General features: G+C 63.2%; 22 protein-coding genes, 1 riboswitch and 1 other annotated feature. Of the genes, 18 read left to right on the top strand and 4 right to left on the bottom strand.

Annotated elements, in window-relative coordinates:
- The first annotated feature begins 2 nt into the window (after positions 1 to 2).
- The 4 genes from glpK (at position 3) to C8348_RS00755 (ending at position 5377) form a co-directional block, all read left to right on the top strand.
- Positions 3 to 1490 (top strand): glycerol kinase GlpK, encoded by a 1488-nt coding sequence (glpK, locus tag C8348_RS00770; protein WP_106751361.1) that lies wholly within the window; start codon positions 3 to 5, stop codon positions 1488 to 1490.
- 478 nt (positions 1491 to 1968) lie between these two features.
- Positions 1969 to 2024: a sequence feature (sul1 is cis-regulatory element that is thought to sense ions involved in sulfur or methionine metabolism; They are found in Alphaproteobacteria), on the top strand.
- Positions 2025 to 2102: 78 nt separating this feature from the next.
- Positions 2103 to 3587 carry a SulP family inorganic anion transporter gene (locus C8348_RS00765; RefSeq protein WP_106751360.1) on the top strand — a complete coding sequence of 495 codons (1485 nt, stop codon included), beginning with the start codon at positions 2103 to 2105 and terminating at the stop codon, positions 3585 to 3587.
- Positions 3588 to 3600: 13 nt separating this feature from the next.
- On the top strand, positions 3601 to 4449 hold the full coding sequence (locus C8348_RS00760; protein WP_106751359.1) for a universal stress protein: 849 nt from the start codon (positions 3601 to 3603) through the stop codon (positions 4447 to 4449).
- 56 nt (positions 4450 to 4505) lie between these two features.
- A riboswitch (cobalamin riboswitch) is annotated at positions 4506 to 4725 on the top strand.
- 229 nt (positions 4726 to 4954) lie between these two features.
- On the top strand, positions 4955 to 5377 hold the full coding sequence (locus C8348_RS00755) for a hypothetical protein (protein ID WP_106751358.1): 423 nt from the start codon (positions 4955 to 4957) through the stop codon (positions 5375 to 5377).
- A gap of 61 nt (positions 5378 to 5438) precedes the next feature.
- Here C8348_RS00755 and C8348_RS00750 read toward each other — a convergent pair whose 3' ends face one another.
- Positions 5439 to 6557 (bottom strand): Gfo/Idh/MocA family protein, encoded by a 1119-nt coding sequence (locus C8348_RS00750; protein ID WP_106751357.1) that lies wholly within the window; start codon positions 6555 to 6557, stop codon positions 5439 to 5441.
- A 101-nt stretch (positions 6558 to 6658) separates the two neighbouring features.
- Here C8348_RS00750 and C8348_RS00745 point away from each other — a divergent pair, with 101 nt between their 5' ends.
- The 10 genes from C8348_RS00745 to iolB all read left to right on the top strand — a co-directional run bounded on the left by C8348_RS00745 (position 6659) and on the right by iolB (position 17459).
- Positions 6659 to 7480, top strand: a complete 822-nt coding sequence (locus tag C8348_RS00745; protein WP_106751356.1) for a MurR/RpiR family transcriptional regulator — start codon at positions 6659 to 6661, stop codon at positions 7478 to 7480.
- 124 nt (positions 7481 to 7604) lie between these two features.
- Positions 7605 to 8546: a sugar ABC transporter substrate-binding protein gene (locus C8348_RS00740; RefSeq protein ID WP_106751355.1), complete on the top strand. Its 942-nt coding sequence runs from the start codon at positions 7605 to 7607 to the stop codon at positions 8544 to 8546.
- Positions 8547 to 8635: 89 nt separating this feature from the next.
- Entirely contained in the window at positions 8636 to 9733 is a 1098-nt protein-coding gene (locus C8348_RS00735; protein WP_106751354.1) for an ABC transporter permease, read from the top strand.
- Positions 9733 to 10512, top strand: coding sequence for an ATP-binding cassette domain-containing protein (locus C8348_RS00730; RefSeq protein WP_106751353.1), 780 nt, complete (start codon positions 9733 to 9735; stop codon positions 10510 to 10512). Before C8348_RS00735 ends, C8348_RS00730 begins: the two co-directional genes overlap by 1 nt.
- A gap of 40 nt (positions 10513 to 10552) precedes the next feature.
- Positions 10553 to 11557, top strand: a complete 1005-nt coding sequence (gene iolG, locus C8348_RS00725; RefSeq protein ID WP_106751352.1) for an inositol 2-dehydrogenase — start codon at positions 10553 to 10555, stop codon at positions 11555 to 11557.
- A 13-nt stretch (positions 11558 to 11570) separates the two neighbouring features.
- Complete coding sequence (locus C8348_RS00720) at positions 11571 to 13481, top strand: bifunctional 5-dehydro-2-deoxygluconokinase/5-dehydro-2-deoxyphosphogluconate aldolase (protein ID WP_106751351.1); 1911 nt, start codon at positions 11571 to 11573, stop codon at positions 13479 to 13481.
- Complete coding sequence (gene iolD, locus C8348_RS00715; RefSeq protein WP_106751350.1) at positions 13478 to 15304, top strand: 3D-(3,5/4)-trihydroxycyclohexane-1,2-dione acylhydrolase (decyclizing); 1827 nt, start codon at positions 13478 to 13480, stop codon at positions 15302 to 15304. The genes C8348_RS00720 and iolD overlap by 4 nt, the downstream gene beginning before the upstream one ends.
- Before the next feature lie 3 nt (positions 15305 to 15307).
- Positions 15308 to 16210, top strand: coding sequence for a myo-inosose-2 dehydratase (gene iolE / locus C8348_RS00710; RefSeq protein ID WP_106751349.1), 903 nt, complete (start codon positions 15308 to 15310; stop codon positions 16208 to 16210).
- A 227-nt stretch (positions 16211 to 16437) separates the two neighbouring features.
- Positions 16438 to 16650: a hypothetical protein gene (locus C8348_RS00705; protein ID WP_208983450.1), complete on the top strand. Its 213-nt coding sequence runs from the start codon at positions 16438 to 16440 to the stop codon at positions 16648 to 16650.
- Complete coding sequence (gene iolB / locus C8348_RS00700; RefSeq protein ID WP_106751347.1) at positions 16647 to 17459, top strand: 5-deoxy-glucuronate isomerase; 813 nt, start codon at positions 16647 to 16649, stop codon at positions 17457 to 17459. The genes C8348_RS00705 and iolB overlap by 4 nt, the downstream gene beginning before the upstream one ends.
- A gap of 22 nt (positions 17460 to 17481) precedes the next feature.
- Here the strand turns inward: iolB and C8348_RS00695 are convergent, their stop codons facing one another.
- The 3 genes from C8348_RS00695 to C8348_RS00685 all read right to left on the bottom strand — a co-directional run bounded on the left by C8348_RS00695 (position 17482) and on the right by C8348_RS00685 (position 21000).
- Positions 17482 to 17838 carry a DUF1850 domain-containing protein gene (locus tag C8348_RS00695; RefSeq protein ID WP_106751346.1) on the bottom strand — a complete coding sequence of 119 codons (357 nt, stop codon included), beginning with the start codon at positions 17836 to 17838 and terminating at the stop codon, positions 17482 to 17484.
- Entirely contained in the window at positions 17835 to 19916 is a 2082-nt protein-coding gene (locus tag C8348_RS00690; RefSeq protein ID WP_106751345.1) for a TRAP transporter permease, read from the bottom strand. The genes C8348_RS00695 and C8348_RS00690 overlap by 4 nt, the downstream gene beginning before the upstream one ends.
- A gap of 139 nt (positions 19917 to 20055) precedes the next feature.
- On the bottom strand, positions 20056 to 21000 hold the full coding sequence (locus C8348_RS00685; protein ID WP_425270800.1) for a TAXI family TRAP transporter solute-binding subunit: 945 nt from the start codon (positions 20998 to 21000) through the stop codon (positions 20056 to 20058).
- Positions 21001 to 21440: 440 nt separating this feature from the next.
- Between C8348_RS00685 and C8348_RS00680 the strand changes: the two genes are divergently transcribed.
- The 4 genes from C8348_RS00680 (at position 21441) to C8348_RS00665 (ending at position 26108) form a co-directional block, all read left to right on the top strand.
- Positions 21441 to 22760: a purine-cytosine permease family protein gene (locus tag C8348_RS00680; RefSeq protein ID WP_106751343.1), complete on the top strand. Its 1320-nt coding sequence runs from the start codon at positions 21441 to 21443 to the stop codon at positions 22758 to 22760.
- A 74-nt stretch (positions 22761 to 22834) separates the two neighbouring features.
- Positions 22835 to 23857: an alpha/beta fold hydrolase gene (locus C8348_RS00675; protein ID WP_106751342.1), complete on the top strand. Its 1023-nt coding sequence runs from the start codon at positions 22835 to 22837 to the stop codon at positions 23855 to 23857.
- Between the two features lie 307 nt (positions 23858 to 24164).
- A complete protein-coding gene (locus C8348_RS00670) occupies positions 24165 to 25373 on the top strand; it encodes a transporter substrate-binding domain-containing protein (protein WP_425270799.1) in 1209 nt (402 codons plus the stop codon).
- 18 nt (positions 25374 to 25391) lie between these two features.
- The gene (locus tag C8348_RS00665) at positions 25392 to 26108 is read left to right on the top strand and encodes an ANTAR domain-containing response regulator (RefSeq protein ID WP_106751340.1); all 717 of its coding nucleotides are present in this window, start codon (positions 25392 to 25394) and stop codon (positions 26106 to 26108) included.
- Positions 26109 to 26330: the final 222 nt, after the last annotated feature.

Below are 26330 nucleotides of genomic sequence, written 5' to 3'. Positions count from 1 at the left end.
ACGTGACGCATATTCTCGCCATCGACCAGGGGACGACATCCAGCCGTGCCATTCTGTTCGACAAGTCGCTGAAGATTGTCGCCAGCGCGCAGGAAGAGTTTCCGCAGATCTATCCGCATCCGGGCTGGGTGGAACACGATCCGGCCGACCTGTGGTCCACGACCGCAGGGGCTTGCCGCGCTGCTATCGAGCGTGCCGGCAAGAGCGGGCACGACATTGCCGCCATTGGCATCACCAACCAGCGCGAGACCACCGTCGTGTGGGATCGCGCCACCGGTCAACCGGTCTATAACGCCATCGTCTGGCAGGACCGCCGCACGGCGGATCTCTGCCGCCGCCTCAAGGACGAGGGCCATGAGGCGATGGTCGCGGCCAAGACCGGCCTTTTGCTCGACCCGTATTTTTCCGGCACCAAGCTGAAGTGGGTGCTTGATACGGTCGAGGGGGCTCGGGGGCGAGCCGAACGCGGGGAACTGCTTTTTGGAACGGTCGACACGTTCCTGATCTGGCGGCTTACCGGTGGCGCGGTTCATGTGACTGACGCGACAAATGCCGCGCGCACGTTGCTCTATGACATCCACAAGGGTGAGTGGAGCACGGAGATCTGCAACCTCCTCGATATTCCGATGGGCATGCTGCCAGAGGTGAAGGACTGCGCCGCCGAGTTCGGTCATACACGCGCCGACCTGTTCGGACGTGAGATCCCGATCCTCGGCGTTGCCGGCGACCAGCAGGCGGCAACTGTGGGACAGGCCTGCTTCCAGCCGGGCATGATGAAGTCCACCTATGGCACCGGTTGCTTTGCTCTGCTCAACACCGGCGACACACCGGTGACGTCCAAGAGCCGCCTGCTGACAACCATCGCCTATCAGATCGCCGGCAAGCCGACCTATGCGCTGGAAGGCTCGATCTTCATCGCAGGGGCCGTTGTGCAGTGGCTGCGCGACGGGCTGAAAATCATCCGTGAGGCAAAAGAAACGCAAGCGCTGGCCGAGACGGCCGATCCCGGTCAATCGGTCATTCTGGTGCCGGCCTTTACCGGTCTTGGTGCTCCGTACTGGCGCCCGGACTGCCGCGGTGCCATTTATGGCCTGACGCGAAATTCCGGGCCTGGCGAGTTTGCCAAGGCGGCACTGGAGAGCGTTGGCTACCAGACGCGCGACCTGCTGGAAGCCATGCAGGTTGACTGGACGAATGCTGCCGGACAGCCCGTGTTGCGCGTCGATGGGGGCATGAGCGCCAATGACTGGGCGATGCAGTTCCTGTCCGACATCATCGGTGCGCCGGTGGACCGGCCGACTGTGCTGGAGACGACAGCCCTGGGCGCAGCGTGGCTTGCCGGGATGCAGGCCGGGGTCTATCCGGACATGGATGGTTTTTCCGAAAGCTGGGCCATCGAACGGCGTTTCGAGCCGGCCATCGGCGAAGACGAGCGCCAGCGCAAATACGGCGCCTGGAAATCCGCCGTCGCCGCGACCATGAGCCTTTGAAGGCTGGCTGGGATAGATGGTTTAGCCTCTGGCAAAGGTCTTCAGCCTCTCACATGGGTTGAGGCGGTAGCCCGCAGTGACACATCTGGTTTATGACAGGACGCTTCCGCCCCCCTCCCCCTGGTGGGGAGGGGTTAGGGGCGGGGGGGTCTGAAGCAGCAAATATCTGAAAGATAGACGTTTTCTATACAGACTATCAGAAATAACAGCGTCGGGATTATTGGGTTCTTTGCCCTCCGGAAAGGCATTTCCCCCCACCCCCTTGCCCCTCCCCACCAGGGGGAGGGGGGCTGAAAGGCCGTGCTGGAGCAACCCAAATGCCGCCCTTCCCCACGCCGTGGACGGCTGCAGACAAGATGTATGCATGCAGTAGCTGAAGGTGGGAGAGAATCTGATGCCCAGCCGATCTTGTCTCAATTTGCGCGCTTGTGATGTTGCGCTGCAGCGTCTGCCGGGTTAGGTAAAATCCCATAAGTCATCAGGACCCGGTGCAATTCCGGGTGGCTCTTCCGGCCGCCGATCCGCCGGACAATTCACGTGATCCCGCATCCATACAGTTTGAACTGGCCGGTTTTCCGCCAGTGATGCCCCGATCATCTGAACGGATTTCCCATGATCTCACTCTCCGCATACCGGAACCAGTGGTTCGGCAACACCCGCGCCGATCTCGTCTCGGGCCTGCTTGTGGCCCTTGCCCTCATCCCCGAGGCCATCGCCTTTTCGATCATCGCCGGGGTTGATCCCAAGATCGGCCTCTATGCCTCCTTCTCCATTGCCGTCATCACCGCCATTGCAGGCGGGCGTCCGGGCATGATTTCCGCCGCGACGGCGGCAACGGCCGTGCTGATGGTCACACTGGTGAAGGAGCATGGCCTGCAATATCTGCTGGCGGCGACCATCCTCGCCGGTGTGCTGCAGGTGGGGGCAGGGCTGCTGCGGCTGGGCCATGTCATGCGCTTCGTCTCGCGCTCGGTGATGACCGGCTTCGTCAATGCGCTGGCGATCCTTATCTTCATGGCGCAGCTGCCGGAACTGATCGGCGTGACGCCGCTGACCTATGTGATGACGGCGGCCGGTCTCGGGATCATCTATCTGTTCCCCTACATCACCCGTGCGGTGCCATCGCCGCTCGTCTGCATCTTCGTGCTGACAGGCCTTGCCATCTGGTTCGGCCTTGATGTGCGCACGGTCGGCGATATGGGCGAACTGCCCTCAACCCTGCCGGTGTTCCTCCTGCCGGATGTGCCGCTGACGCTGGAAACCTTCCTGATCGTGCTGCCTTACTCGGCGGCTGTTGCGGCCGTGGGCCTGCTGGAATCCCTCATGACCCAGCAGCTGGTCGATGAGCTGACCGATACGCCCTCCGACCGCAATCAGGAGTGCATCGGCCAGGGCCTTGCCAATTGCGCAACAGGGTTCATCGGCGGCATGGCGGGCTGTGCCATGATCGGCCAGTCGATGATCAATGTGAAATCAGGCGGGCGCGGGCGGCTGTCCTGTTTTGTCGCGGGTGTGATGCTGCTGTTCCTGATCGTGGTGCTTGGTGACTGGGTGCGCCAGATCCCGATGCCTGCTCTCGTGGCGATCATGATCATGGTGTCGATCGGAACCTTCAGCTGGTCGTCCATCCTCAACCTGCGCAGTCATCCGCGCAGTTCCTCGGTGGTCATGCTGGCGACGGTCGCTTTTGTCGTCTTCACCCACAACCTTGCAATTGGCGTTCTCGTCGGGGTGTTGTTGTCCGGTATCTTCTTTGCCTGGAAGATTTCCCAGATCTTCCGCGTGACATCGGATCTGTCCGCCGATGGGCGTGAGCGGGTGTATGTGGTCGAGGGGCAGGTGTTCTTTGCCTCGGTCGAGGATTTCACGGCCGCGTTCAACTTCAAGGAAGTGCTGGAGCGGGTGATCATCGACGTGTCGAAGGCACATATCTGGGACATTTCCAGCGTGGCTGCGCTCGACATGGTGGTGTTGAAGTTCCGTCGTGAGGGAGCTGAAGTCAGCATCGTGGGCCTCAATGAGGCGAGCGAGACCATCGTCGACCGCCTGGCCTTGCATGACAAGCCGGGCGGGCTCGACAAGCTGATGGCCCATTGAAGGAGAGCCAAGGATGAGTAGCAAAATCGTCGCCCTGGTGGATGCCTCAGTCTATGGGCGCAGCGTCTGCGAACATGCGGCCTGGATTGCCGGCCGGTTGTCACTCCCAGTTGAACTCGTACATGTGTTGACCCGCCCTGCGGTGGAGAGTGCCGATCTTAGCGGTTCGATTGCGCTTGGTGCGCGAACGGCATTGCTGACCGAACTCACGCGGCTGGATGAGGAGCGCTCAAAACTGGCGCAAAAGCAGGGCAGGGCGCTGCTTGAGGATGCCAGGGGCATTGTTGCGGCCAGTGGCGTCAGCGTGAGTGAACGGCTGCGTCACGGCGAAGTTGTGGAGGCGATTGCAGATCTGGAAGCCGATGCCGAGATGATCATAGTCGGCAAGCGGGGCGAAGCGGCAGATTTCAACAAATTGCACCTTGGCTCGAATCTCGAGCGTCTCGCCCGGGCAAGTCACAAGCCGCTGTTTGTGGCCTCGCGGGCGTTCAAGCCGCTGCAGCGTTTCCTGATTGCCTTCGATGGCGGCACAAGCAGCCTGAAGGCGGTGGATCACGTTTCGCGCAGTCCGCTGCTCACCGGGCTTGAGGCCCGGCTCCTGATGGCGGGCAGCCCAAGCGATGAACTGAAGCGGAAGCTGGAAGGCGCAAAGGCACAGCTGGAGACTGCGGGCTTCACCGTGAGCGCCGAGGTTCGCGAAGGCGCGCCGGAAACCGTGATTGCCGAGGCAATCGAACGTGAGGCTGTCGATCTTCTGGTCATGGGCGCCTATGGCCATTCCCGGATCCGGACGTTGCTGATCGGGTCGACGACGACGCAGATGCTGCGCGCCTGCAAGGTGCCGGTCCTGTTGTTCCGTTGATCCCCGGCAGGTTGTGTATCCGCCTTTGGCAGCGGTTGCCATGAGCGGGGCGCTGGTCTAGCCTTGTCCAAGATGGTTCCTTCCGCCGCCGACTGGCGACGGGAGGATGAAAAGGGAATCCGGTGCGGCGGATGTGAGCATCTGCCAACTCCGGGACTGCCCCCGCAACTGTAGGCGGCGAGCAAACCTGTCAGAACCACTGGCCTGAACGGCCGGGAAGGGACAGGGGCGCTGTGACCCGCAAGTCAGGAGACCTGCCATCATCCCTTGAACCAAACCGGGCGGGGTGCCCCGGCAGGAGGCAAGATGGCACGCGCAGTTTCCGGAAGCAGATCCGGCCGCATCCAGCTTTGCGGCCCCGCCCACCCCGCGTCCGTTCGCGGAGGGCGACACGGTGGACTCCACTTCCTCACATCCTGATAGCGTTTCACAATCACCGACATCCGTGCCTGGCAGAGCCGATGGCTTTTCGACAATGTGCCGGCGAACGGGGCGTCCCTGCATCATGGCGCGCCTCTTGGCGCGGCAGATTGCGTTGGCCGGTGACGTGGCCGAAGCCTTTGATCTGACAGACTCGCATCTGACTGGCCGGGTGCGCAGCGGCTGCCCGCAATCCGCTGGATCCAACGACGGATGCCTGATGGCTTTCACAGTCCGCGACGGGCTTGCCTATGTCTTCGGCGGACTGGAGGGGCGCGAGCGGATCGACGATCTCGTCGGCTTTGCTCGCAGCTCGTATCCCGCCGTTGCAAGACTGGAACAACGCGATGATGCGGCTGAGCCGGACCGCGTGCGGTTTGGCCCGGTGCTGGTCCCCGCGCTCGTGCAGGTAACTGACCTTGCGCGGGTGGCAACCGCCGCCGCAGTTGCGCAAGGGCGACGGGGCGGACGTCAGGCGCGTCTCAAGGCCGCGCGTCGCGCCGGCTAGCTTCTGTGTAGCTGGCAGTTTGCGCCGCGCCGTTCCCGACGGGATCGACGCGGCCGCTTTCTCAGGCAATGCTGATGCGACGACCTGTGCGTGCGCTTTCGGCGATGCCATGGATCACCTTTTCGAACTCCAGCGCCGCGGCGAAATCCGGGTGCGGCCGGGTGCCGTTCGTGATGGCGGTGAGGAGTTCCGCCGCCTCGATGACCTTGAGGTCATTGAAGCCGACCTGATGGCCGGGAGCGGGGCAGAACGCGCCATAAACGCCGTGCTCGGGGCCCGACAGGATGGTGCGGAAGCCCTGCTCGGCCTTCGGTCCCTCGTTCACATAGAGCTGCAGCTCGTTCATGCACTCCTGATCGAAGACCAGCATGCCCTTCGTGCCATGCAGTTCGAAGCCGAGGCGGTTCTTGCGGCCCCAGGCGGAGCGCGAGGTGGACAGGGAGCCTTGCACGCCGCTGGCGAAACGCAGGAGGGCGGTGGCGGTGTCCTCGTTCTCCACCGCGCCGCGACCGGAGCCGTCGGCGAGGGGGCGGGTGGTGTGGACAGTCTGCATGTCGGCAACAAGGCTTTCGATCGGACCGCAGAGGCCCATCAGCATCGAGACGAGATGACAGCCAAGGTCGCCGAGCGTGCCGAGGCCGGCTTCCTCCAGGCGCGCGCGCCAGGTCCAGGCCAGATCTGGATCTGCCTGATAGTCCTCATCGACAATGCCGCGCACATGCACGAGGCGGCCGATCCGCCCGGCTTCAACCAGCTTCTGCGCGTGACGGAAGGCCGGATTGCGGATGTAGTTGTAGCCGACCATCGTGGTCTTGCCGCTGGCTGCCGCGGCTGCCGCCATCTCCTCGCCGTCCGCCAGCGTCAGGCCCATCGGCTTCTCGCACCAGACGTGCTTGCCGGCGGCGAGAGCGGCAAGGGCCATCTCCTTGTGGAAGCGGTTCGGGGTCGTGATGGAGACGATGTCCACCTTTGGATCGGTGACCAGGGCCTTCCAGTCATCGGTCGAACGGGCGAAGCCGAACTGGTTGGCAAAGCTTGCTGCCTTGTCGGCCGGCGTGTCGCAGAGCAGTTCCAGCCGCACGTCGGGAACGGTTCCCAACACCGCGCGGGCGTTGCGCCAGGCCAGGGCATGGGCCTTTCCCATGAAACCTGTGCCGATCAGACCTATCCCCAGGGTCATTCAAAATCCTCCCGATACGAAATGGAATTTTTGTTCCAATTCTGTCATCGCGGCGCTATCGTGTTTTGTCAAGCAAGAACAGATGCCTGTAAGGAATCACGATGTCCCAGCGTCCGGCCCCGCGCACAGTTGAAGCCTTCCACGCGCGTCTGCTGGAGGCTTCGGAAACACTGCCGAAGCGGCTGCGCCAGTGTGCGGAATATCTGTCCGCCAACACCGACCGGATCGCGGTCTCCACGGTCGCGGACATGGCCCTGGCCGCCGGAGTGCAGCCTTCGGCGCTGATGCGCTTCTGCAAGATCCTCGGCTTCTCCGGCTACACGGAAATGCAGCGGCTGTTCCGCGATGCCTATTCGCAAGGCTGGCCGGATTACGCGACGCGGTTGAAGAACCTGCGTGAAAGCGGGGCCGGGAGCCCGTCGGCGCTGCTGGCCGAATTCATCGATGCTGGACGCATGTCACTGGAAAATCTGGCAAATACGGTTGATAGCCGCAGTCTCGACAAGGCCGTCAAGCTGCTCGCCGAGGCGGAGATGGTGCATATCATTGGCCTGCGCCGGACCTTCCCCGTGGCGGCCTATCTTGCCTATGCCTTCGAGAAGATGAGCGTGCCGGCCCTGTTGCATGATGCTGTTGGAAAGCTCGACCGCCGCCATGCCCTGCGGCCTGGGGATGCGCTGATCGCGATCACATTTGCCCCTTACAGCGCCGAAACGGTGGAACTGGCAGAAGTCGCGAGGGGGCTCGATCTGCCGGTTATTGCCATCACGGATACGGTGATGAGTCCGCTGCAAAAGCTTGATGCTACGGTGCTTTCCGTTTCGGAAGTGGACTTCGGATCGTTCCGTGCGCTCTCGGCCACCTTGTCGCTTGCCATCGCTTTGGCGGTTGCTGTGGGTGCAGGGCGTAGAATCGAGCCATAAAAAAGTTGTTGCATTGAATCGAAAAATAGAATGAATATTCCATAGCGACTGGCGATGGGTTTACTCAGACGCCGCGCGGCCCGGACGGAGGGAGCCTCCGGGACAACCGATTTGGGAGGAATTCATGAGAAAGACCCTGACCGCCATTGCTGCGGCGGTGTTTGCTGTCGCCGGTTTTGCCGCTCCGGCTTCTGCTGAAGGCGAAAAGTTCGTCCTCGTCAGCCATGCGCCAGACAGTGACAGCTGGTGGAACACCATCAAGAATGCCATCGCCGTCGCCGGCGACCAGATGAAGGTGTCGGTCGAGTACCGCAACCCGCCGACCGGTGACCTTGCTGACATGGCTCGTATCGTCGAGCAAGCCGCTGCCTCGCGGCCGGATGGCATCATTGTCACCATCGCCGACTACGATGTTCTCTCCGGTCCGATCACCGAAGCCGTCGCGCGCGGCATTCCGGTCATCACCATCAACTCCGGCACCGTCGAGCAGTCCAAGAAGCTCGGCGCGCTCACCCATGTGGGCCAGCCCGAGTATGACGCAGGCTTTGGCGCCGGCGAGCGTCTGGGTGCAGCGGGCGCAAAGAAGTTCCTTTGCGTCAATCACTACATCACCAACCCGGCTTCGGTCGAACGCTGCCAGGGCTTTGCCGCTGCTCTCGGCGTCGAGCTGGGCAACCAGATGATCGACGCGGGCCAGGACCCGGCTGAAATCCAGAACAAGGTCTCGGCCTTCCTGCAGAGCAACCCGGACACCAACGCCATCCTGGCGCTCGGTCCCACCTCGGCCCATCCGACGCTTGCGGCGCTCGAGCAGTCCGGTAAGGCTGGCAGCATGATGTTCGGTACGTTTGACCTGTCCGGCGAGATTGCCGCTGGCATCAAGGCCGGCAAGATCGACTTCGCCATCGACCAGCAGCCGTACCTGCAGGGCTACCTGCCGGTCGTGTTCCTGACCAACCTCGCCCGCTATGGCGTGATGCCGAGCAACCCGGTCAACTCCGGCCCGGGCTTCGTGACCAAGGACAACATCGAACTGGTCGAAAAGCTGGCTGGTCAGTACCGCTAAGTCTCCTCCCAGACGACACGTCCGCCTGCCGGGGCGGCCTGCTGCCCCGGCTCTTTTTTGACCGATCTTTCCTGACAATCGAGGCATTCATGACGGACGAGCGCATCAAGCAGGTCTCGGCCCTGCGCCGTGCCATGATCCGGCCCGAGCTGGGCGCAACCACCGGCACCCTTCTGGTCTTCCTGTTCTTCCTGCTGATCGCCGGCGATTCCGGCATGTTCTCGCCGGAAGGTATTCGCAACTGGACCGTCGTCTCCGCCCAGTTCGCCATCATCGCCGTCGGCGCCTGCCTGCTGATGATCGCGGGTGAGTTTGACCTTTCGGTCGGCTCCATGATTGGCTTTGCCGGCGTTGTCATCGCCATTCTCAGCGTGCAGATGGGCTGGCCTGTCTGGGCCGCGATCCTGGCTGCCTTTGCGATCTGCCTGGCACTCGGCTGGGTCAACGGCATGCTGGTGATCAAGACGGGCCTGCCGTCCTTCATCGTGACCCTCGCGTTCCTTTATATCCTCCGCGGCCTGACCATCTGGCTGTCGATCCTGACCACGCGCCAGACCATCATTGGCGGCGTCAAGGACGTTGCCCAGAACGACTGGCTTGCCTTCCTGTTCGGCGGCGTGGTGCTGAAGGACCTTTTTGCTTGGTTCGCTGACATCGGTCTGATCGAGAAATTTGTTGCCGGTACCCGCGCCGGCCAGCCCGTGGTCGAAGGCGTGCCGATGCTGGTGATCTGGGCGCTGCTGTTGGTGGCTTTCGGGCATGTCCTCCTGACCCGGACCAAGTTCGGCAACTGGATCTTCGCCGCAGGCGGTGATGCCCAGGCTGCCCGTTATGTCGGCGTGCCGGTCGCTCGCGTGAAGGTGACGATGTTCATGTTCACCGCCTTTTGCGCCTGTGTTTTCGCCACCTGTCAGGTGATCGAATTCGGCTCGGCTGCTGCGGATCGTGGCTTGCTCAAGGAATTCGAGGCGATCATCTGCGTGGTGATCGGCGGCGCTCTGCTTACGGGCGGATATGGCTCGGTGATCGGGGCCGCGCTTGGGGCCATCATCTTCGGCGTGGTGCAGCAGGGCCTGTTCTTCTCCGGTGCTGAAAGCTCCTTGTTCCGGGTGTTCCTCGGTACGATCCTGATCCTGGCCGTGATCCTCAACACCTACATCCGCCGCATGATCACGGGAGAACGCTGATGTCCGCCCCGCTCATCGAACTCAAGAACATCCAGAAGCACTTCGGCCCCGTGATCGCCCTGGCCGGTGTCAGCTTCGAGGTCAAGGCCGGGGAATGCCATTGCCTCCTCGGCGACAACGGGGCCGGCAAGTCCACCTTCATCAAGACCATGTCGGGCGTGCACAAGCCGTCCTCCGGCGAGATCCTGATTGACGGCAAGCCGGTCACCTTCGACAGCCCGCGGGACGCCATGGGGGCCGGGATTGCGACGGTGTACCAGGATCTTGCGATGATCCCGCTGATGTCCGTCACGCGCAATTTCTGGATGGGCCGCGAGCCGGAGAAGCGCTTCGGACCGTTCAAGTTCATCGACTTCGACAAGGCCAACAAGGTCACGCTGGAAGAGATGGCGTCCATGGGCATCCACTTGCGTGGAGCCGAACAGGCTGTTGGCACCCTGTCGGGTGGTGAGCGCCAGACGGTGGCGATTGCCCGCGCGGTCTATTTCGGTGCCAAGGTGCTGATCCTCGACGAGCCGACCTCTGCCCTCGGCGTGCGCCAGACCTCCAACGTGCTCGCCACCATCGACAAGGTGCGCAAGCGTGGCATCGGTGTCGTCTTCATCACCCACAATGTGCGCCATGCCATGGCAGTGGGCGACCGGTTCACGGTGCTCAACCGTGGCAAGACGCTCGGCACCGCATTACGCGGGGAAATCAAGCCGGAGGAATTGCAGGACCTGATGGCAGGCGGCAAGGAACTGGCGGAGCTGGAAGGCTCGCTCGGCGGAACGATCTGAGTTGCGACGAAACTGATCTCAATCTTGGGAAACAACTGACATGACCATGCGATTTGCAGTCCTGGGCGCTGGCCGCATCGGCCGGGTACACGCCAAGGCGATTGCGTCGACCGACGGGGCGGTGCTTGTCGCCGTCGCCGACCCGGTTGCCGCTGCTGCCGAAAGCCTTGCAGCTACTCACTCCTGTGCCATCCGTACGATTGACGAGATCGAGGCCGCTGGCGACGTCGATGCCGTCGTCATCTGCACCCCGACCGACACCCACGCCGACCTGATCGAGCGCTTTGCCCGCGCCGGCAAGGCCATCTTCTGCGAGAAGCCGGTGGATCTGGATGTTACCCGGGTGAAGAACTGCCTCAAGGTGGTGAAGGAGACCGGTGCGACGCTGATGGTCGGCTTCAACCGCCGCTTCGACCCGCATTTCGCAGCGCTCAAGGGCGCGATCGATGCTGGCAAGATCGGCAAGGTGGAGATGGTGACGATCACCTCGCGTGATCCCTCGCCCCCGCCGTATGAGTACATCTCCCGCTCGGGCGGCATCTTCCGCGACATGACGATCCACGACTTTGACGTGGCCCGGTGGCTGCTGGGCGAGGAAGTCGAGACGGTGATGGCGTCGGCCTCTGTCCTCGTCGATGCCGAGATCGGCAAGCGCGGCGACTATGACAGTGTCAACATCATCCTGCGCACGGCCTCGGGTCGTCAGGCGATCATCACCAACACCCGCCGCGCGGTCTATGGCTATGACCAGCGCATCGAGGTGCTGGGGTCGGAAGGTCTGGTGGCGGCGGAGAACCTGCGCGAGGCGAACATCGAGATCGCTAACGCCAGCGGCTATCACAAGCCGCCGCTGATGGACTTCTTCATGACCCGCTACACGGCGGCCTATGCGGCGGAGATTGCCGCCTTCATCAAGGCCGTGGGTGAGAAGTCGGTTCCGCCGACCACGGGCGACGACGGGCTGAAGGCGCTCGCCCTCGCCGAAGCCGCGCTGAAGTCCGTGGCCGAAGGCCGGGCGGTCAGCTTGAGCGAAGTTACAGGCTGAGGACTTGAGGCGGATGAGCAAGACCCTCGATCTCATCACCATCGGCCGTTCGTCGGTCGATCTCTATGGCTCGCAGATCGGCGGCCGGCTTGAGGACATGGCGAGCTTCCAGAAATACATTGGCGGCTCTCCAACCAACATGGCGGCCGGCAGCGCCCGCCTGGGCCTCAAGTCGGCGCTGATCACCCGCGTCGGCGATGAGCACATGGGCCGCTTCATCCGCGAACAGTTGGTTCGCGAGGGGGTTGACGTGACCGGGGTCAAGACTGACCCGGAGCGTCTCACCGCCCTCGTGATCCTCGGCATCCGTGACGACAAGCAGTTCCCTCTCATCTTCTACCGCGAGAACTGCGCCGACATGGCCTTGTGCGAGGCGGACATCGATCCGGCCTTCATCGCCAGCGCCCGCGCCGTGGTGGCGACCGGAACGCACCTGTCGCATCCGCGCACCGAGGCAGCTGTGCTGAAGGCCCTGCGCATCGCGCGGGAAACCGGTGGCCAGACCGCGCTCGACATCGACTATCGTCCAAACCTCTGGGGCCTGTCCGGGCACGGCGACGGCGAGAACCGCTTCATCGCGTCTGATCAGGTGACCGCACGGCTGCAGCAGCATCTGCCGCTGTTCGACCTGATCGTCGGCACCGAAGAGGAATTCCACATCGCCGGCGGCACCACGGACACCGTGGCGGCGCTGCGCCGGGTCCGCGAGCTGAGCCGGGCGACGCTCGTCTGCAAGCGCGGGCCAATGGGGGCTGTCGCCTTCACCGGTGTGATCCCCGACAGGCTGGATGACGGCGAGAGCGGTCCCGGTTTCCCGATCGAGGTGTTCAATGTTCTTGGAGCCGGCGACGGTTTCATGTCGGGACTTCTCAAGGGCTGGCTTGACGGCGAGACCTGGGTGCGGGCGCTGACCTATGCCAATGCCTGTGGCGCCTTTGCGGTGTCGCGGCACGGCTGCACGCCGGCCTATCCCTCCTGGGACGAGCTGCAGTTCTTCCTCAAGCGCGGCGTCGTCACGCCGGCGCTGCGCAAGGACGCGGAGCTGGAGCAGATCCACTGGTCGACCACCCGCAGCGGCGACTGGAGCGAGATGCATGTCTTCGCCTTCGATCATCGCAAGCAGATGGAGGAACTGCCGGGGGCAACGGCCGAGAAGATCGGTGCCTTCAAGGAGCTGTGCCTCGATGCCGTCGAGCGGGTGGCCAGCGGACGCAAGGGCTACGGCCTTCTGTGTGATGGCCGGCTCGGCCGCTCGGCGCTGCACAAGGCGGCCGGCAAGGGTCTCTGGATCGGCCGTCCGGTTGAATGGCCGGGATCGCGGCCGTTGACGCTGGAGCCCGACATCGGGCCCGACTATGGCGGGCTCAACGAGTGGCCGCTTGATCATGTGGTCAAGGTGCTCTGCTTCTGCCATCCGCAGGACGACGCCGCGATGTGGGCCGAGCAGGAGGCCGTGATCCAGCGGCTTTATGCGGCCGCCCGCCGCAACCGGCTGGAGTTCCTGCTGGAAGTCATTCCCTCCAAGGTCGCCCCGGTGGACGATGACACGACCGCGGAGATCATCGACCGGTTCTACCGGCTGGGGATCTATCCGGACTGGTGGAAGCTCGAGCCGATGCGCTCGGCCGAAGCCTGGGCCAGGACCTGCGCCATGATCAAGGGCCATGATCCGCATGTGCGCGGCATCGTGGTGCTGGGGCTGGACGCGCCGGAGGCCGAGCTGATGGCCTGCTTCGAGGAGGCCGCGCGGCATGACCTCGTGAAGGGCTTTGCGGTCGGACGCACCATCTACAGCGAGGCCGCGCGGGCGTGGCTCGCCGGAACCATCGACGACAAGGGCGCCGTCGCGCTGATGGCGGCGAATTTCGCGAAACTGTCGGCTGCCTGGGACAAGGCGCGGGCAGCGCAGGGAGTGGCAGCATGAGCAAGATCCGACTAACCGCCGCGCAGGCGATGGTCCGCTGGCTGACCCGGCAGATGACCGAGGACGGCGTGCCCTTCATCGCCGGCGTCTGGGCCATCTTCGGGCACGGCAACGTGGCCGGGATCGGCGAGGCACTGCACGGCATTCGCAGCGAGCTGCCGACCTATCGCGGCCACAACGAGCAGGGCATGGCCCATGCCGCCATTGCCTATGCCAAGCAGCTTGGCCGCCGCCGCGCCATGGCCGTCACCTCGTCGATCGGACCGGGCGCCACCAACATGGTGACGGCCGCAGCGCTCGCGCATGTCAACCGTCTGCCGGTGCTGTTCGTGCCCGGCGACGTGTTTGCCAACCGGGGCCCGGACCCGGTGCTGCAGCAGATCGAGGATTTCGGCGATGGCACCGTCAGCGCCAATGACTGCTTCCGTCCGGTGTCGCGCTATTTCGACCGCATCACCCGGCCGGAACAGCTTCTGACCGCGCTGCCGCGCGCCATGGCGGTGATGACCGATCCCGCCGACTGCGGTCCGGTGACGCTCGCCTTCTGCCAGGATGTGCAGGCGGAAGCCTATGACTGGCCGGAGGAATTCTTCGCGCCGCGCGTCTGGCGCCAGCGCCGGATCCGGCCGGACGAAAGCGAACTGGTCGAGGTCATCGGTCTCATCTGCGCCGCCAGGCGGCCCGTCATCGTCGCTGGCGGCGGCGTGCATTACTCCGGCGCCACCGCGGCTCTCGCCCGGTTTGCCGCCCGCCATCGCATTCCCGTGGTCGAAAGCCAGGCCGGCAAGTCAGCCCTGCCGTGGGATCATCCGATGAACCTCGGTCCCGTGGGTGTCACCGGGGCGGAAAGCGCCAATACCGTCGCGGCCGAGGCTGATCTGGTGATCGGCGTCGGCACGCGGTTCCAGGATTTCACCACCGGTTCGTGGGGCCTGTTCCGCAACCCGGCGCGCAAGCTGGTGTCGATCAACGTCGCGGCCTATGACGCGATGAAGCATGGCGCGGTGCCGCTCCAGGGCGATGCCCGCGCCTGTCTCGATGAACTGAGCGCCGGTCTCGGCCAGCATCAGGGCCCGGAGGTGTCGGCCGGGCTCAAGCAGGCGTGGTTTGCTAAGGTCGATCCGTTAACGGCGGCGCCGGTGGGAGAGGCCAACGGCCTGCCGACCGATCAACAGGTGATCGGCGCCGTGCAGCGGGCGGCCGGACCCGACACGGTCGTCATGTGCGCGGCCGGCACCATGCCGGGCGAGCTGCACAAGCTGTGGAAGGCGTCGCGTCCCATGTCCTATCACATGGAATACGGCTTCTCCTGCATGGGTTACGAGATCGCCGGGGCGCTCGGCATCAAGATGGCCGAGCCTGAGCGGGACGTGATCTGCATGGTCGGTGACGGCAGCTACATGATGATGAACTCGGAGCTGGCCAGCGCCGTCATGCTCGGCCAGAAGATCACCGTCGTGATCACCGACAACCGGGGCTATGGCTGCATCAACCGGCTGCAGATGGGCACCGGCGGGGCCGAGTTCAACAACCTCCTCGACCATACGATCCACGCCAATCCGAGCCAAATCGATTTCGTCGCCCATGCCGGCGCCATGGGGGCGAAGGCCGTGAAGGCCGGTTCGATCGCCGAGCTGGAGGCCGCGCTTGCCGAGGCCAAGACGGCGACCGGTCCATTCGTGGTGGTGATCGACACCGACCCCTATCCGTCCACCCCGCATGGCGGCCACTGGTGGGATGTGGCGGTTCCGGAAGTTTCCCCCCGCGCCGAGGTGCGGGCGGCCCGCGAGAATTACGAACGCAAGCTGCAGGAAAGACACTGAGCCATGATCCTTTACGGCACCAATCCCATCGCCTGGTCCAACGACGACGACCAGACGCTCGGCGCGCATATCTCGCTCGAGCAGTGCCTGGATGAAACCGCGAAGATCGGCTTCGACGGCATCGAGAAGGGGCACAAGCTGCCCGTGACGCCCGAGGGCATCGCAAAGGAACTGGGCGGACGCGGCCTCAAGTACATCTCCGGCTGGCACTCGCTCAATCTTCTGACCAATTCCATCGCGGACGAGAAGGCGGCGATGCAGCCCTTCCTTGACCTGCTGAAGGCTGTCGGCTCCAAGGTGATCATCACCTGCGAGACCTCCAACGCCATCCATGGCAATGACGCCGTGCCGGTGAACAACAAGCCGGTGCTGGCGGCTTCCGAATGGGCCGATTTCGGCCATGGCGTCGAGGCGCTGGCGGCCTTTGCGGCCGAGCAGGGCATCACGCTGGTCTATCACCACCACATGGGCACGGTGGTGGAGAGCGAGACGGAAATCGACCTGTTCATGAAGCACACGGGCCCGGCCACGAAGCTCTTGTTCGACACCGGCCACTGCTACTTCGGCGGCGGCAACCCGGCGGCGGTGGCCGAGCGCCACATGGCCCGCGTGCGTCACCTTCATGCCAAGAACGTGCGTCCGGCGATCATGCGCCAGGTGCGCGAGGAGGGGTTGTCGTTCCTCGAAGGCGTGCGCCGCGGCGTTTTCACCGTGCCGGGTGACCCGGAGGGCGGCGTCGACTTCCGCCCGGTTCTGGCCACGGCGGCGGCGCATGGCTATGAGGGCTGGCTGGTGATCGAGGCCGAGCAGGACCCGAGTGTCCGCATCCCCTTCGAGTACCAGAGCATGGGACTGAAGGCGCTGAAGGCGCTGGCCAAGGATGTGGGGCTGGATCGCCGAATGTGAGGTTTGCGCATGGATGAAGCCGCAGCACCTCGGCTCCCCTCCCCACGAGGGGGAGGGGGGCTGACAGGCCCGGCAAGACAGTCGAGCTGGTATCTTCATTGAGGTCGCAATGCTTCTAGCGGCTCATGGGCTCTGGGCCGTTTCAACGGGAAATGTGAAGCGTACGGCCTCGCGTGTTGCTATAGCCGGAGCACTCTGTCGCCGTGTTCCCTTCCAACAAAGAGACCCTGATGAAGATTATCGACCCGGATCATCCCTTTTACCGGCCCCTGTGGCGCCGCCTTGCCATTGTCGGGGTGACACTGGCCTGGGCCGGTGTGGAGGCCTGGACCGGGGCGACCGGCTGGGCGTTGTTCTTCGTCGCGGTCGCTGCCTATGCGGCCTGGATGCTGCTGGTGAGTTACCGACCCAAGCCGGATGACGCTGGAGACAAGTCATGACCAATCTGTTGCGCCGGCCGACCGGCACCCGTGGCAAGGTTCACGCCATCACGCCCGAGGCCGCAAACTGGGGCTATGTCGGCTTCGACCTCTACCGCCTGGAGGCGGGCGAGGAGGTGCGCGAGGCGACCGGCGGCCGCGAGGCGATCCTCGTTCTGGTCGAGGGCAAGGCCGAGGTGAGCGCCGGAGGCCAGTCCTTTGGCGAGCTTGGCCTGCGGCTCGACGTGTTCGAGAAACTGCCGCCGGCCTGCGTCTACGTGCCGGACAAGTCGGAATGGCAGGTGCGGGCAACGACGGCCTTGACGCTTGCGGTCTGCACTGCGCCGGGGCAGTCCACCCATCCGGTGCAATTGCTCGGTCCCGAAGGGCTGACGCTGGAAAGCCGCGGGCAGGGGACCAACACCCGCTACATCCACAATATCGCCATGGAAGGGCGGGATGTGGCCGGCAGCCTGCTGGTGACGGAAGTGTTCACGCCGTCCGGCCACTGGTCGTCCTACCCGCCGCACCGGCATGACGAGGACAATTTCCCCGACATGACCTATCTGGAAGAGACCTACTACCACCGGCTCAACCCGGCACAGGGCTTCGGCATCCAGCGGGTGTTCACGGAAGACGGCTCGCTGGACGAGACCATGGCTGTGAGCAACCATGACGTGGTTCTGGTGCCCAAGGGGCACCACCCCTGCGGCGCGCCCTATGGCTACGAGATGTACTATCTCAACGTCATGGCTGGCCCCATGCGCAAGTGGCGCTTCAAAAACCATCCCGATCACGACTGGATCTACCAGCGGGATCTGGCGAAGTAGGCCTGCGGGCGAACTGTCCGCATCACGGGCAGGGCAAAACCTGGATCGGGTCCGAGGCTGTGGTGCCAAGGTCATGGCAGGTGCCGTCCGCACAGAGGCGCCAGCCGCTGCCGGTTGCGCCGGATGCGGCGAGGGTCAATGCGGTCTGCGGCGGTAGGGATGGGGTCCAGACCCACCAGCCGTCAACAAGCCGCGCGCCGTCGCCGGGGTCCATGCCCGCGCCAGAACCTCGGACACGGGCCTCGCGGGCAACGAGGCCGGCCGGGGTCATGTCCCAGGTTTCCTCCCAGACGGTCTTTTCCACCGAATGGGTCCAGCTCAGGGTGAAGGTGCCGGAGATGGCGAGCATCAGCGTGCCCGCCATCAGGCAAGTGCTCATGCCGGCTTGCCCGCCTTGCGGTTGGCGAGCCAGGTGACGACGACAAAGGCGACGCCCAGGGCGAAGCCGATCTCATCCGTGATCGGCAGGGCGGCGACGAGTGTAAACGCTGCTGCCATGGCAAGGGCGCGCTGCCAAAGAGCCAGCGGGACGCCCAGCCAGCCGATAACGGCGGCTCCCCACAAGCTGATGGCAAATGCCACTTTCACCACGACATAAGCGACGGCTGGTCCGTAGCCGATTGCGGCTGCCAGAGCACCGCCGTCCTGCAGCATCAGGGCCGGTGTATAGACGGCCATGAAGGGGATGACGAAGCCGGCCGCCGCCACCTTGATCGCCTCGAAGGAGATCTTGAGGCCACTTTCCTTGGCAATCGGGCTGGCGGCGAAACAGGCAAGAGCAACAGGCGGCGTCAAATCGGCGAGAATGCCGAAATAGAACACGAACATGTGGCTGACGATCAGCGGTACGCCAAGTTCCAGAAGAGCAGGTCCTGCAATGGACGAGGTGATGATGTAGTTCGGAATGGTGGGAATGCCCATGCCGAGCACGATGCAGGTGACCATGGTCAGAAGCAGCGAGAGGAACAGGCTGTTCTGGCCGACGCTGACGATAAACTGGCCGAAGGTGTTGGCCGCTCCCGTTAGTGTCATGGTGCCGATGATGATGCCGACCAGCGCGCAGGCGACGCCAACCGGAAGGGCGGAGCGGGCGCCATCTGCAAGGCTGTCACGGCAATCTGCCAGCGTTTGCCGTCCGCCGCGCGTGAAGGCGCAAATGGTAATAAGGATCGCGACGGCAGCCAGGATCACCTTGATGCCGAATTGGAAGAAGGCGGCGGCGACGAGTCCGAGGCCGATCCAGAAGAGGATCCTGATGAGTTGCGAGGGAAGCCCGAGAGCGACCGAGCCGCCAAGGATGAGCAGGACCGTGAGGCCAAGGCCGATGGTGCCTGCGTAAAGCGGCGTGAAGCCGCCGAACAGAAGATAGACCAGAACCGCAAGCGGCAGGATCAGGTACCAGCCCTGCCTGAGGGCCTTGGATACCGAGGGCAGTTCGGATTTCGCCATGCCGCGGAGGTTCCGCTTGCCGGCTTCCAGGTGGACCATCCAGAAGGCCGAGGCGAAATACAGGATGGCCGGAATGAGCGCTGCCTTGACGACCTCGAAATACTCGACGCCAAGCGTCTCGGCCATGATGAAGGCGACCGCGCCCATCACTGGCGGCATGAGCTGGCCGCCCATGGATGAGGTGGCCTCGACGCCGCCAGCGAAGGCCGAGCGGTAACCGAAGCTTTTCATCAGGGGGATCGTGAACTGTCCGGTGGTCACCACATTGGCAACGCCTGACCCGGATATCGTGCCCATCAAGCCGGAGGAAATGACCGATACCTTGGCAGCACCACCGGTGGCGTGCCCAACGAGGCCAAGGCTGACATCGGTGAAGAGCTTGATCATGCCTGCGCGCTCGAGGAACGAGCCAAACAGGATGAAGAGGAAGATGAAGCTGGAACTGACGTAGACCGGAATGCCGTAGATGCCTTCCGTGCCATAGGCCATGTGCTCGATGACCTGGGCGAAGTCATAGCCGCGATGGTCGAGTGGGGCCGGCAGGTACTCACCGAACAGGCAATAGGCCAGAAACAGACCTGCAATAAACGGCAGGGCCGCGCCCATCATGACCCAGGCCGCCGCGAACACTATGGTGATTGCAATAACACCGAACACAATATCGCGCGGCAGGGGATCGCCGGCACGAATGAGCAACTCCGTATAGTCGAACCACTGATAGGCAGCCACACTGACGCTCGCGGCAGCAAGCAGCCATGCAAGGCCCCTGAAAGCGGGAGCGGCATGACGGGCCGCAGCGATCAGCGGAAAAGCCAGCAAACCCAGAAAGCCGACATGGACCGCCCGGACGACCTGGCTCGGCATGTCGATGACATGGGCGGCAGTGGCAATCTGGAAGGCGGAGAATGCGACGGCGATCCAGAACAGCAACCGGCCTTCTGTCGTCTTGGGAAAGCCAATGGAATGCAGGTCATGCGCCGTTGGCGCGGTGTCGGTCTTGCTGGTCACGCTGGTGTCCGTGAATGGGGTCGTTGAGGATCAAGACGGAAAGACATGCCCGGCCACGCGCTTCAACGACAATTCCCTCCCCCCGGCGGGCGCCAGGGGAAGGGAATGACACGTTCGCGTTCGTGTCCGAAAAGCCCGGTTACATCAGGCCCTTTTCCTTGTAGTAGCGCTCGGCACCCGGATGCAGCGGGATCGGCATGCCGTCCTGGGCCTTTTCCAGGTTGATCGCCTTGGCGGCTGCATGGGCTGCGACCATGTCCGGCAGGTTTTCGAACAGCTGCTTGGTCATCTGGTAGGCGGTTTCTTCCGACACATCCTCATGGGTGACGAGGAAGTTGATGACCGCGACCGAGGAGACATCTGCTTCCTGGCCCTGATAGGTCCCGGCCGGGATGGTGGCTGCGACGTAGGGTGCGCCGAGGTTGGCAACGATGTCCGCAGGGACGGCCACGACGTTGATCGGCACCGAGGTGGCGAGGTCCTTGATCGAGGCAACGCCGAGGCCGGCGGACTGCAGCGTGGCGTCCAGCTGACGGTTCTTCATCAGCTCGACAGATTCTGCGAAGGGCAGGTACTCGGTCTTGGCGAGGTCCGTGTACATCAGGCCGGCAGCCTGGAAGATCGCACGGGCGTTCAACTCGGTGCCCGACTTTGCCGCGCCGACGGAGAGGGACTTGCCCTTGAGCTGGTCAAGCGTGGTGATGCCGCTGTCCTTGGACGCGACGATCTGGATGTAGTTCGGATAGACGGCGGCAATGCCGCGCAGCTTGTCGAGCGGAGCCTTGAAGCCCGCATCGGCATTGCCTTCCCAGGCCAGCTTGACGCTGTCGCCGAGCGCAAAGGCCAGCTCGCCCTTGCCCTGCTGCAGCAGGTTGAGGTTTTCGACCGAAGCCTTGGTGGCCTGGACCTGCGGACGCGCGCCCTCGATCTTTTCGCCGTAGATCTTGGAGAGCGCAACACCAAGCGGATAGTACACGCCAGATGTACCACCGGTCAGGATGTTGATGAATTCAGCCTTGGCCGGAGCCATGGCACCGGTGAGCGCGGTGGCGGCAACGGCGGCGACGGCGAGCGTGCGCGACATGAAGCGCATGGATAGTCCTCCCTGTTTTCCTCAGAACCGCGCCATTCGGCGCGTTGGTTAGGATGCGGGGTCTGCTACAGAGACCCCGTCTCGTCCGGGCGACAGGGTGCTGTGGTTTTGCGTCGTGAGCAACCGTGTTTCTACGCAGACCCTTGCGGCAGCTGCGAAGGCGGATTGGCCGCAATCCACGCAATTGACACCGGGGCAGCCGCGCATTATCGTTATTGCTTGTCCGGATAAATACCGGGCCCCGGCACCGGCGCCGGACGAAAACGCAGGCAAAAAGGCCTCCTCATGTCTCCTTCTACGGAGCCATGCGGAGGCCTTTTTGCGTTTCTGGGTCTGAAGAACCGATGCCGGGGGCGAGGAAGTCGTGCCCGAACGAGCCTGGCTGACCTCGCCGCAATTTGGCTTGTGACGAACAGGAAGAGGGGAGTCGCATGTCAAAACTGACGCAGAATGTGGAAGCCGTGGAAAGCGAAGTCGACCACGTGCTCGGAGCGGAATACGAACACACCGCAGTGCCCATGGCGGCGCGGCGCAGCATGTTCTCGGTCACCACGGTGTGGATCGGGTTTCCGATGATCATCACCGGGGCCATGACGGGCTCGTTGCTGGTGCTGGGCATGGGATTTGCCAATGCGCTGACGGCGATGATCGTCGGCAATCTCATCATGCTGGTCTATGTCGGGCTGTTGGGGCTGCTTGGGACCAAGACCGGTTTCAATTTCGCGCTGATGGCCAGTGTCGTCTTCGGCCGCAAGGGATATGTGCTGGCGTCGGGCCTTTTGTCGACGCTGCTGCTCGGCTGGTATGCCGTGCAGACCGGGATCACCGGCGCGCTGATCAGCACCGCCTATGAACTCAACTACGTGATGATGACGGTGCTGGCCGGCGTGCTCTACATCGGCATCACCTTCGTCGGGGTACGCGGATTGCATGCCATCGGCCTCGTGTCGGTGCCTGCCTTCATCATCCTCGGCCTTTACGTGATGTTCGACGCGGCATCGACGACGAGCTGGGATGCGATCTACGCTTACGCTGGCAACAATGGCGTGGCGACGATGTCGATGGGTGTCGGCCTCACGGTCGTGATCGCGCTCTTCATCGATGCAGGCACGGTGACGGCCGACTTCAACCGCTGGGCCGCCGACAGCAAGAGTTCGCTGGTCGCAACCTTCAGTGCCTTCCCCTTCGCCAACCTTGTAGCGATGCTGGTGGGCGGCGTGACGACGGCCGCGCTTGCCGTGCCGGATGCCAATCCGTTCGGGGCCGACAACATGTTCGGTTACATGAATGCCAAGCAGATCGGCTTCCTGAGCGTGCTGGCCTTCCTGTTCCTCTACTGCAACCTCGGCTCGGTCTGCGCCCACTGCCTCTACAATGCGGCGACGGGCTGGTCGCGCATCCTGTCGAGCCATATGCGCATCATGGCCGTGGTGCTTGGCATCATCGGCATCGTGGTCGCCGCCGGCAACGTCTGGGCCTTCTTCATCGAATGGCTGTCGCTGCTTGGCATTCTGGTGCCGCCGATCGGTGCCATCATCATCGTTGACCAGTATGTCCTGCGCCGCCCGGCGGTGATCGACCAGGATTGGCGCGGTCAGGCGTTCCTCGCCTGGATCATCGGCTCGCTGGTGGCCTTCGTTGTCGAGTTCTACGCGCCGTATCTGTCGACCGCGATCTGCGCCGGTCTTGCCGGCGGCATCGCCTACGCGGTGATCGGCCAGGCAAGTGCCGCGCAGAAAGCTTCGGCCTGACAAAGCGGCAGCCGGGGGGCCGAATTGGCGCTCCCGGCTGCCACATCAAGAAAGACCAAAGGGGACTGAGTTTCATGAGCGTCGATTACAAGCTGTACGATCTGGGAGATTTCCGCCTGCAGCGGGGGGCGACCTTGCGGGGCGCCAAGCTCGCCTACAAGACCTTCGGCACGCTGTCGCCGGCCAAGGACAATGCCATCGTCTATCCGACCTGGTATTCGGGCCAGCATCCCGACAACGAATGGCTGATCGGCAAGGGCATGGCGCTCGATCCGGACAAGTATTTCATCATCATTCCCAACATGCTCGGCAACGGCCTGTCATCCTCGCCAAGTAACACGCCGGAACCTTACAACGCGTCGCGGTTTCCGCAGATCACCGCCTATGACAACGTGCGCGCCCAGCACCAGCTGGTGACAGAGCATTTCGGTATTACCAAGCTGCCGCTGGTGACAGGCTGGTCGATGGGGGCGCTGCAGACGTTCCACTGGGGCGCGATGTATCCCGACATGGTGGAGCGGATCGCGCCGTTCTGCGGCTCGGCCAAGTGCTCGCGGCATAATTTCGTGTTCCTGGAAGGCGTCAAGGCCGCACTCACCGCAGATGCGGCCTTCAACAACGGCTGGTACGGCGACAAGAAACCGGAAAGGGGCCTGCGCGCCATGGCGCGCGTCTATGCCGGCTGGGGCTTCTCGCAGGCATTCTATCGCCAGGAACTTGATCTGAAGGCGCTGGGCTATTCCTCACTGGAAGACTTCCTCGTTGCCTTCTGGGAAGGCTTCTTCCTGCCGAAGGATGCCAACAACCTGCTCACCATGCTGTGGACCTGGCAGAATGGCGACATCAGCGACAACGAGCTTTACAACGGCGATTTCCGCAAGGCGCTCGGGGCAATCAAGGCCAAGGCGTTCGTCATGCCAAGCCGGACCGATCTCTACTTCCCGCCGGAAGACAGCGAGTTCGAGGTGGCGCATATGCCCAATGCCAAGCTGATCGTGTTTGAATCCGTCTGGGGGCATTTTGCCGGCGGGCCGGGAACCAGCCCGGTCGATGTAAAGTTCCTTGACGAAAAGCTGAAAGAGCTGCTCAATTCGTGATCATGTTAACGAATTGGCGGGTGAAGCTGGTTCATCCGCCAGTTTGCGGCAGCTGGAATAAAAAACAACCCGAAAAACGGGTGCCCAACAAAGGGCGTTGAGGGGAATAGAGTGCGCGTAATGTCTCAGACATCGCTGATCTGGCGGTCCTGATCCGCCATTGACGCCTGCGCAAGGTCGCAAGCTGGCAGGACTTGTTCTGCTGGTTCAGCGTCTTTCGTTCCGGCTGTCATCCTCGCCGGGGATCAGGCGAAGTGACGACGAAACTGGCTTTGCAATGGCCAGTCAGTCGCGGGGCGTTGGCCAGATGCGGCAGCGCAGGGCTTGGATGACTTGGCGAAGCAAGGCAGGACCAGCAGACGAGGGGATCGAGGTGAGAGGATCTGAACAGACGTCCGCCCCATGGCGCGTCGGGGTGTTGTTTTCCCAGAGCGGTTTCATGGCCGTCATCGAGGAAACGCAGCTGCGCGGCACGCTGACGGCCATCGACGAAATCAACGCAGCCGGCGGCATCAATGGCCGTCCGATCGAACCGGTGATCTATGACCCGGGCTCCGAAGCCCGCGCCTTTGGCCGTTGCGCCAAGAAACTGATGATCGAGGACGGCGTCACCACCATGTTCGGGTGCTATACGTCCTCCAGCCGCCGGGCGGTGCTTCCGGTGGTCGAGCGGCTGAACGGCCTCTTGTGGTATCCGACGCTGTACGAGGGCTTCGAGTTCTCGCCGAACGTGATCTACACGGGCGCCGCGCCCAACCAGAACAGTGTCGAGCTGTGCCGCCTGCTGATGGACATGTATGGCCGGCGTTTTTTCTTCATTGGCTCGGACTATGTCTATCCGCGCGAGAGCAACCGCATCATGCGCGAGCTGGTGGCCAACAGCGGCGGCGAAGTGGTTGGCGAGCGCTATGTGCGCCTGTCTGCGGACCGGTCAGAGTTCCAGCCGCTGCTGCGCGAGGTGAAGGCCGCCCAGCCGGATGTGATCTTCTCGACCGTCGTCGGCGACAGCACGATTTTCCTGTATCAGACGTACCATGACATGGGCTTTGATCCGAAGATCATGCCCATCGCCAGCCTGACCACGACGGAAGCGGAGATCCAGGCCATGGGCTTCGACGTCGGTGAAGGCCACATCACTGCGGCCCCCTATTTTCAGGGGATCGATGGCGCCAGGAACTCCTCCTTCGTCCAGCTCTACAAGAAGCGCTATGGCGAGGACCAGTCGACCAACATGTGTCTGGAGGCAGCCTATTTTCAGGTGCACGTCTTTGCAAAGACGCTGGCCGAGACCAACTCGCTGGACACCGAGGTCCTGCGCAACACCGTGATGGGCTCGGAATATGACGCCCCGCAGGGCAACATTTCCGTCAATCCTGTCTGCGGTCACACGGACTTGTGGACCCGGATCGGCAAGGCGAACCGGCAAGGCCAGTTTGATCTTGTCTACGAATCTCCAACCCGGGTGAAGGCTGATCCCTACCTGATCGGCTACGCGCGGAACCTTGCCTATGCTTGAACCGGAAGAGCGGATCTGATGAGCATGAGACCGACTAATGGCTTTGACAGGGGACCGAGCCTGACAGACGGGGATGGACGCGGACGGCGCAGTCTGCTGTCGCTGTCCTCATCACGCGTTGCGGCACCGGTGCCCCAGGGGCGTCCGGTCGCCCGTCCTGGACAGACGACATTTCCATTTGCCGATGTCAGCATCGGCGTCATAACCGAGCGGACCGGTGAGGGCGATGCCCTGATCCGTGAATTGCAGAAGCTGCGGGCCCGGCCGCAGCATGTCTGGCCGGTTCCGGCGACCTTGCCGACCGGATACGACATGCTGCTGTGCGATCTGGTCGAGGATCTGCCGACCCGCGTGCCCTGGTTGCCGGGAGAACCGGAGTCTGCGCTCGTCGCTCTCCTGCCAAAGAATGCGCCGTTCCGGCCGGACCTGCTGCGGGACACGGCCGCCCATGGTGTTCTGGTTCTGCCGGCCGATCCCCTGACCCTGCAATGCACGCTGGCCCTGGCCCGCGATCATTTCCGCTATGAACAGCGGCTGCGCGGACGGATCGACAAGCTGGACGAGAACCTGCGGAACATGCGCAGCGTCGAGCGGGCCAAATCCATCATCATGCATCGCAAAGGCATGAGCGAAGAGGATGCCTATCAGTTTCTGCGTCGTCAGGCGATGTCGAAACGTGTTTCCATCGGCGCAATCGCCAATGCAATTGTTGACTCGCAGGAATTGCTTGGTTAACATTTAATCGAGCGTAAGAAACGCTCGGCGGATGGCAACGAGGCCGTCCCGAAATGCAGGCATCAGTGCCCCGCAATTGACCTTCAGGGTCGGTTTGCGGGGTTTTTTATTTTGACGAACCTGTGTCGTCAGAACTCGGTCCTGCATGTCCGCGGCGTTGTCCGCCCACAAAAAAGCGATGGCAAGGGAGCCTCGACGCCGTCCGCCTGCAAGGCGGTCAGC

Source organism: Pannonibacter carbonis (genome assembly GCF_003012935.1).
In the GTDB taxonomy this organism is placed as follows: Bacteria; Pseudomonadota; Alphaproteobacteria; order Rhizobiales; family Stappiaceae; genus Pannonibacter; species Pannonibacter carbonis.
This window is presented reverse-complemented; position numbering and strand designations above follow the sequence as displayed.

What these genes read in the sequence shown, in the direction of transcription:
- C8348_RS00745 (WP_106751356.1), top strand. Translation starts at nt 6,659, where the DNA reads ATGTCCCAGCGTCCGGCCCCGCGCACAGTTGAAGCCTTCCACGCGCGT.
- C8348_RS00670 (WP_425270799.1), top strand. Translation starts at nt 24,165, where the DNA reads ATGCGGCAGCGCAGGGCTTGGATGACTTGGCGAAGCAAGGCAGGACCA.
- C8348_RS00750 (WP_106751357.1), bottom strand. Translation starts at nt 6,557, where the DNA reads ATGACCCTGGGGATAGGTCTGATCGGCACAGGTTTCATGGGAAAGGCC.
- C8348_RS00675 (WP_106751342.1), top strand. Translation starts at nt 22,835, where the DNA reads ATGAGCGTCGATTACAAGCTGTACGATCTGGGAGATTTCCGCCTGCAG.
- C8348_RS00735 (WP_106751354.1), top strand. Translation starts at nt 8,636, where the DNA reads ATGACGGACGAGCGCATCAAGCAGGTCTCGGCCCTGCGCCGTGCCATG.
- C8348_RS00685 (WP_425270800.1), bottom strand. Translation starts at nt 21,000, where the DNA reads ATGTCGCGCACGCTCGCCGTCGCCGCCGTTGCCGCCACCGCGCTCACC.
- C8348_RS00695 (WP_106751346.1), bottom strand. Translation starts at nt 17,838, where the DNA reads ATGAGCACTTGCCTGATGGCGGGCACGCTGATGCTCGCCATCTCCGGC.
- iolG (WP_106751352.1), top strand. Translation starts at nt 10,553, where the DNA reads ATGACCATGCGATTTGCAGTCCTGGGCGCTGGCCGCATCGGCCGGGTA.
- C8348_RS00765 (WP_106751360.1), top strand. Translation starts at nt 2,103, where the DNA reads ATGATCTCACTCTCCGCATACCGGAACCAGTGGTTCGGCAACACCCGC.
- C8348_RS00730 (WP_106751353.1), top strand. Translation starts at nt 9,733, where the DNA reads ATGTCCGCCCCGCTCATCGAACTCAAGAACATCCAGAAGCACTTCGGC.
- C8348_RS00760 (WP_106751359.1), top strand. Translation starts at nt 3,601, where the DNA reads ATGAGTAGCAAAATCGTCGCCCTGGTGGATGCCTCAGTCTATGGGCGC.
- C8348_RS00680 (WP_106751343.1), top strand. Translation starts at nt 21,441, where the DNA reads ATGTCAAAACTGACGCAGAATGTGGAAGCCGTGGAAAGCGAAGTCGAC.
- C8348_RS00720 (WP_106751351.1), top strand. Translation starts at nt 11,571, where the DNA reads ATGAGCAAGACCCTCGATCTCATCACCATCGGCCGTTCGTCGGTCGAT.
- iolB (WP_106751347.1), top strand. Translation starts at nt 16,647, where the DNA reads ATGACCAATCTGTTGCGCCGGCCGACCGGCACCCGTGGCAAGGTTCAC.
- iolD (WP_106751350.1), top strand. Translation starts at nt 13,478, where the DNA reads ATGAGCAAGATCCGACTAACCGCCGCGCAGGCGATGGTCCGCTGGCTG.
- C8348_RS00740 (WP_106751355.1), top strand. Translation starts at nt 7,605, where the DNA reads ATGAGAAAGACCCTGACCGCCATTGCTGCGGCGGTGTTTGCTGTCGCC.
- C8348_RS00755 (WP_106751358.1), top strand. Translation starts at nt 4,955, where the DNA reads ATGGCGCGCCTCTTGGCGCGGCAGATTGCGTTGGCCGGTGACGTGGCC.
- iolE (WP_106751349.1), top strand. Translation starts at nt 15,308, where the DNA reads ATGATCCTTTACGGCACCAATCCCATCGCCTGGTCCAACGACGACGAC.
- C8348_RS00665 (WP_106751340.1), top strand. Translation starts at nt 25,392, where the DNA reads ATGAGCATGAGACCGACTAATGGCTTTGACAGGGGACCGAGCCTGACA.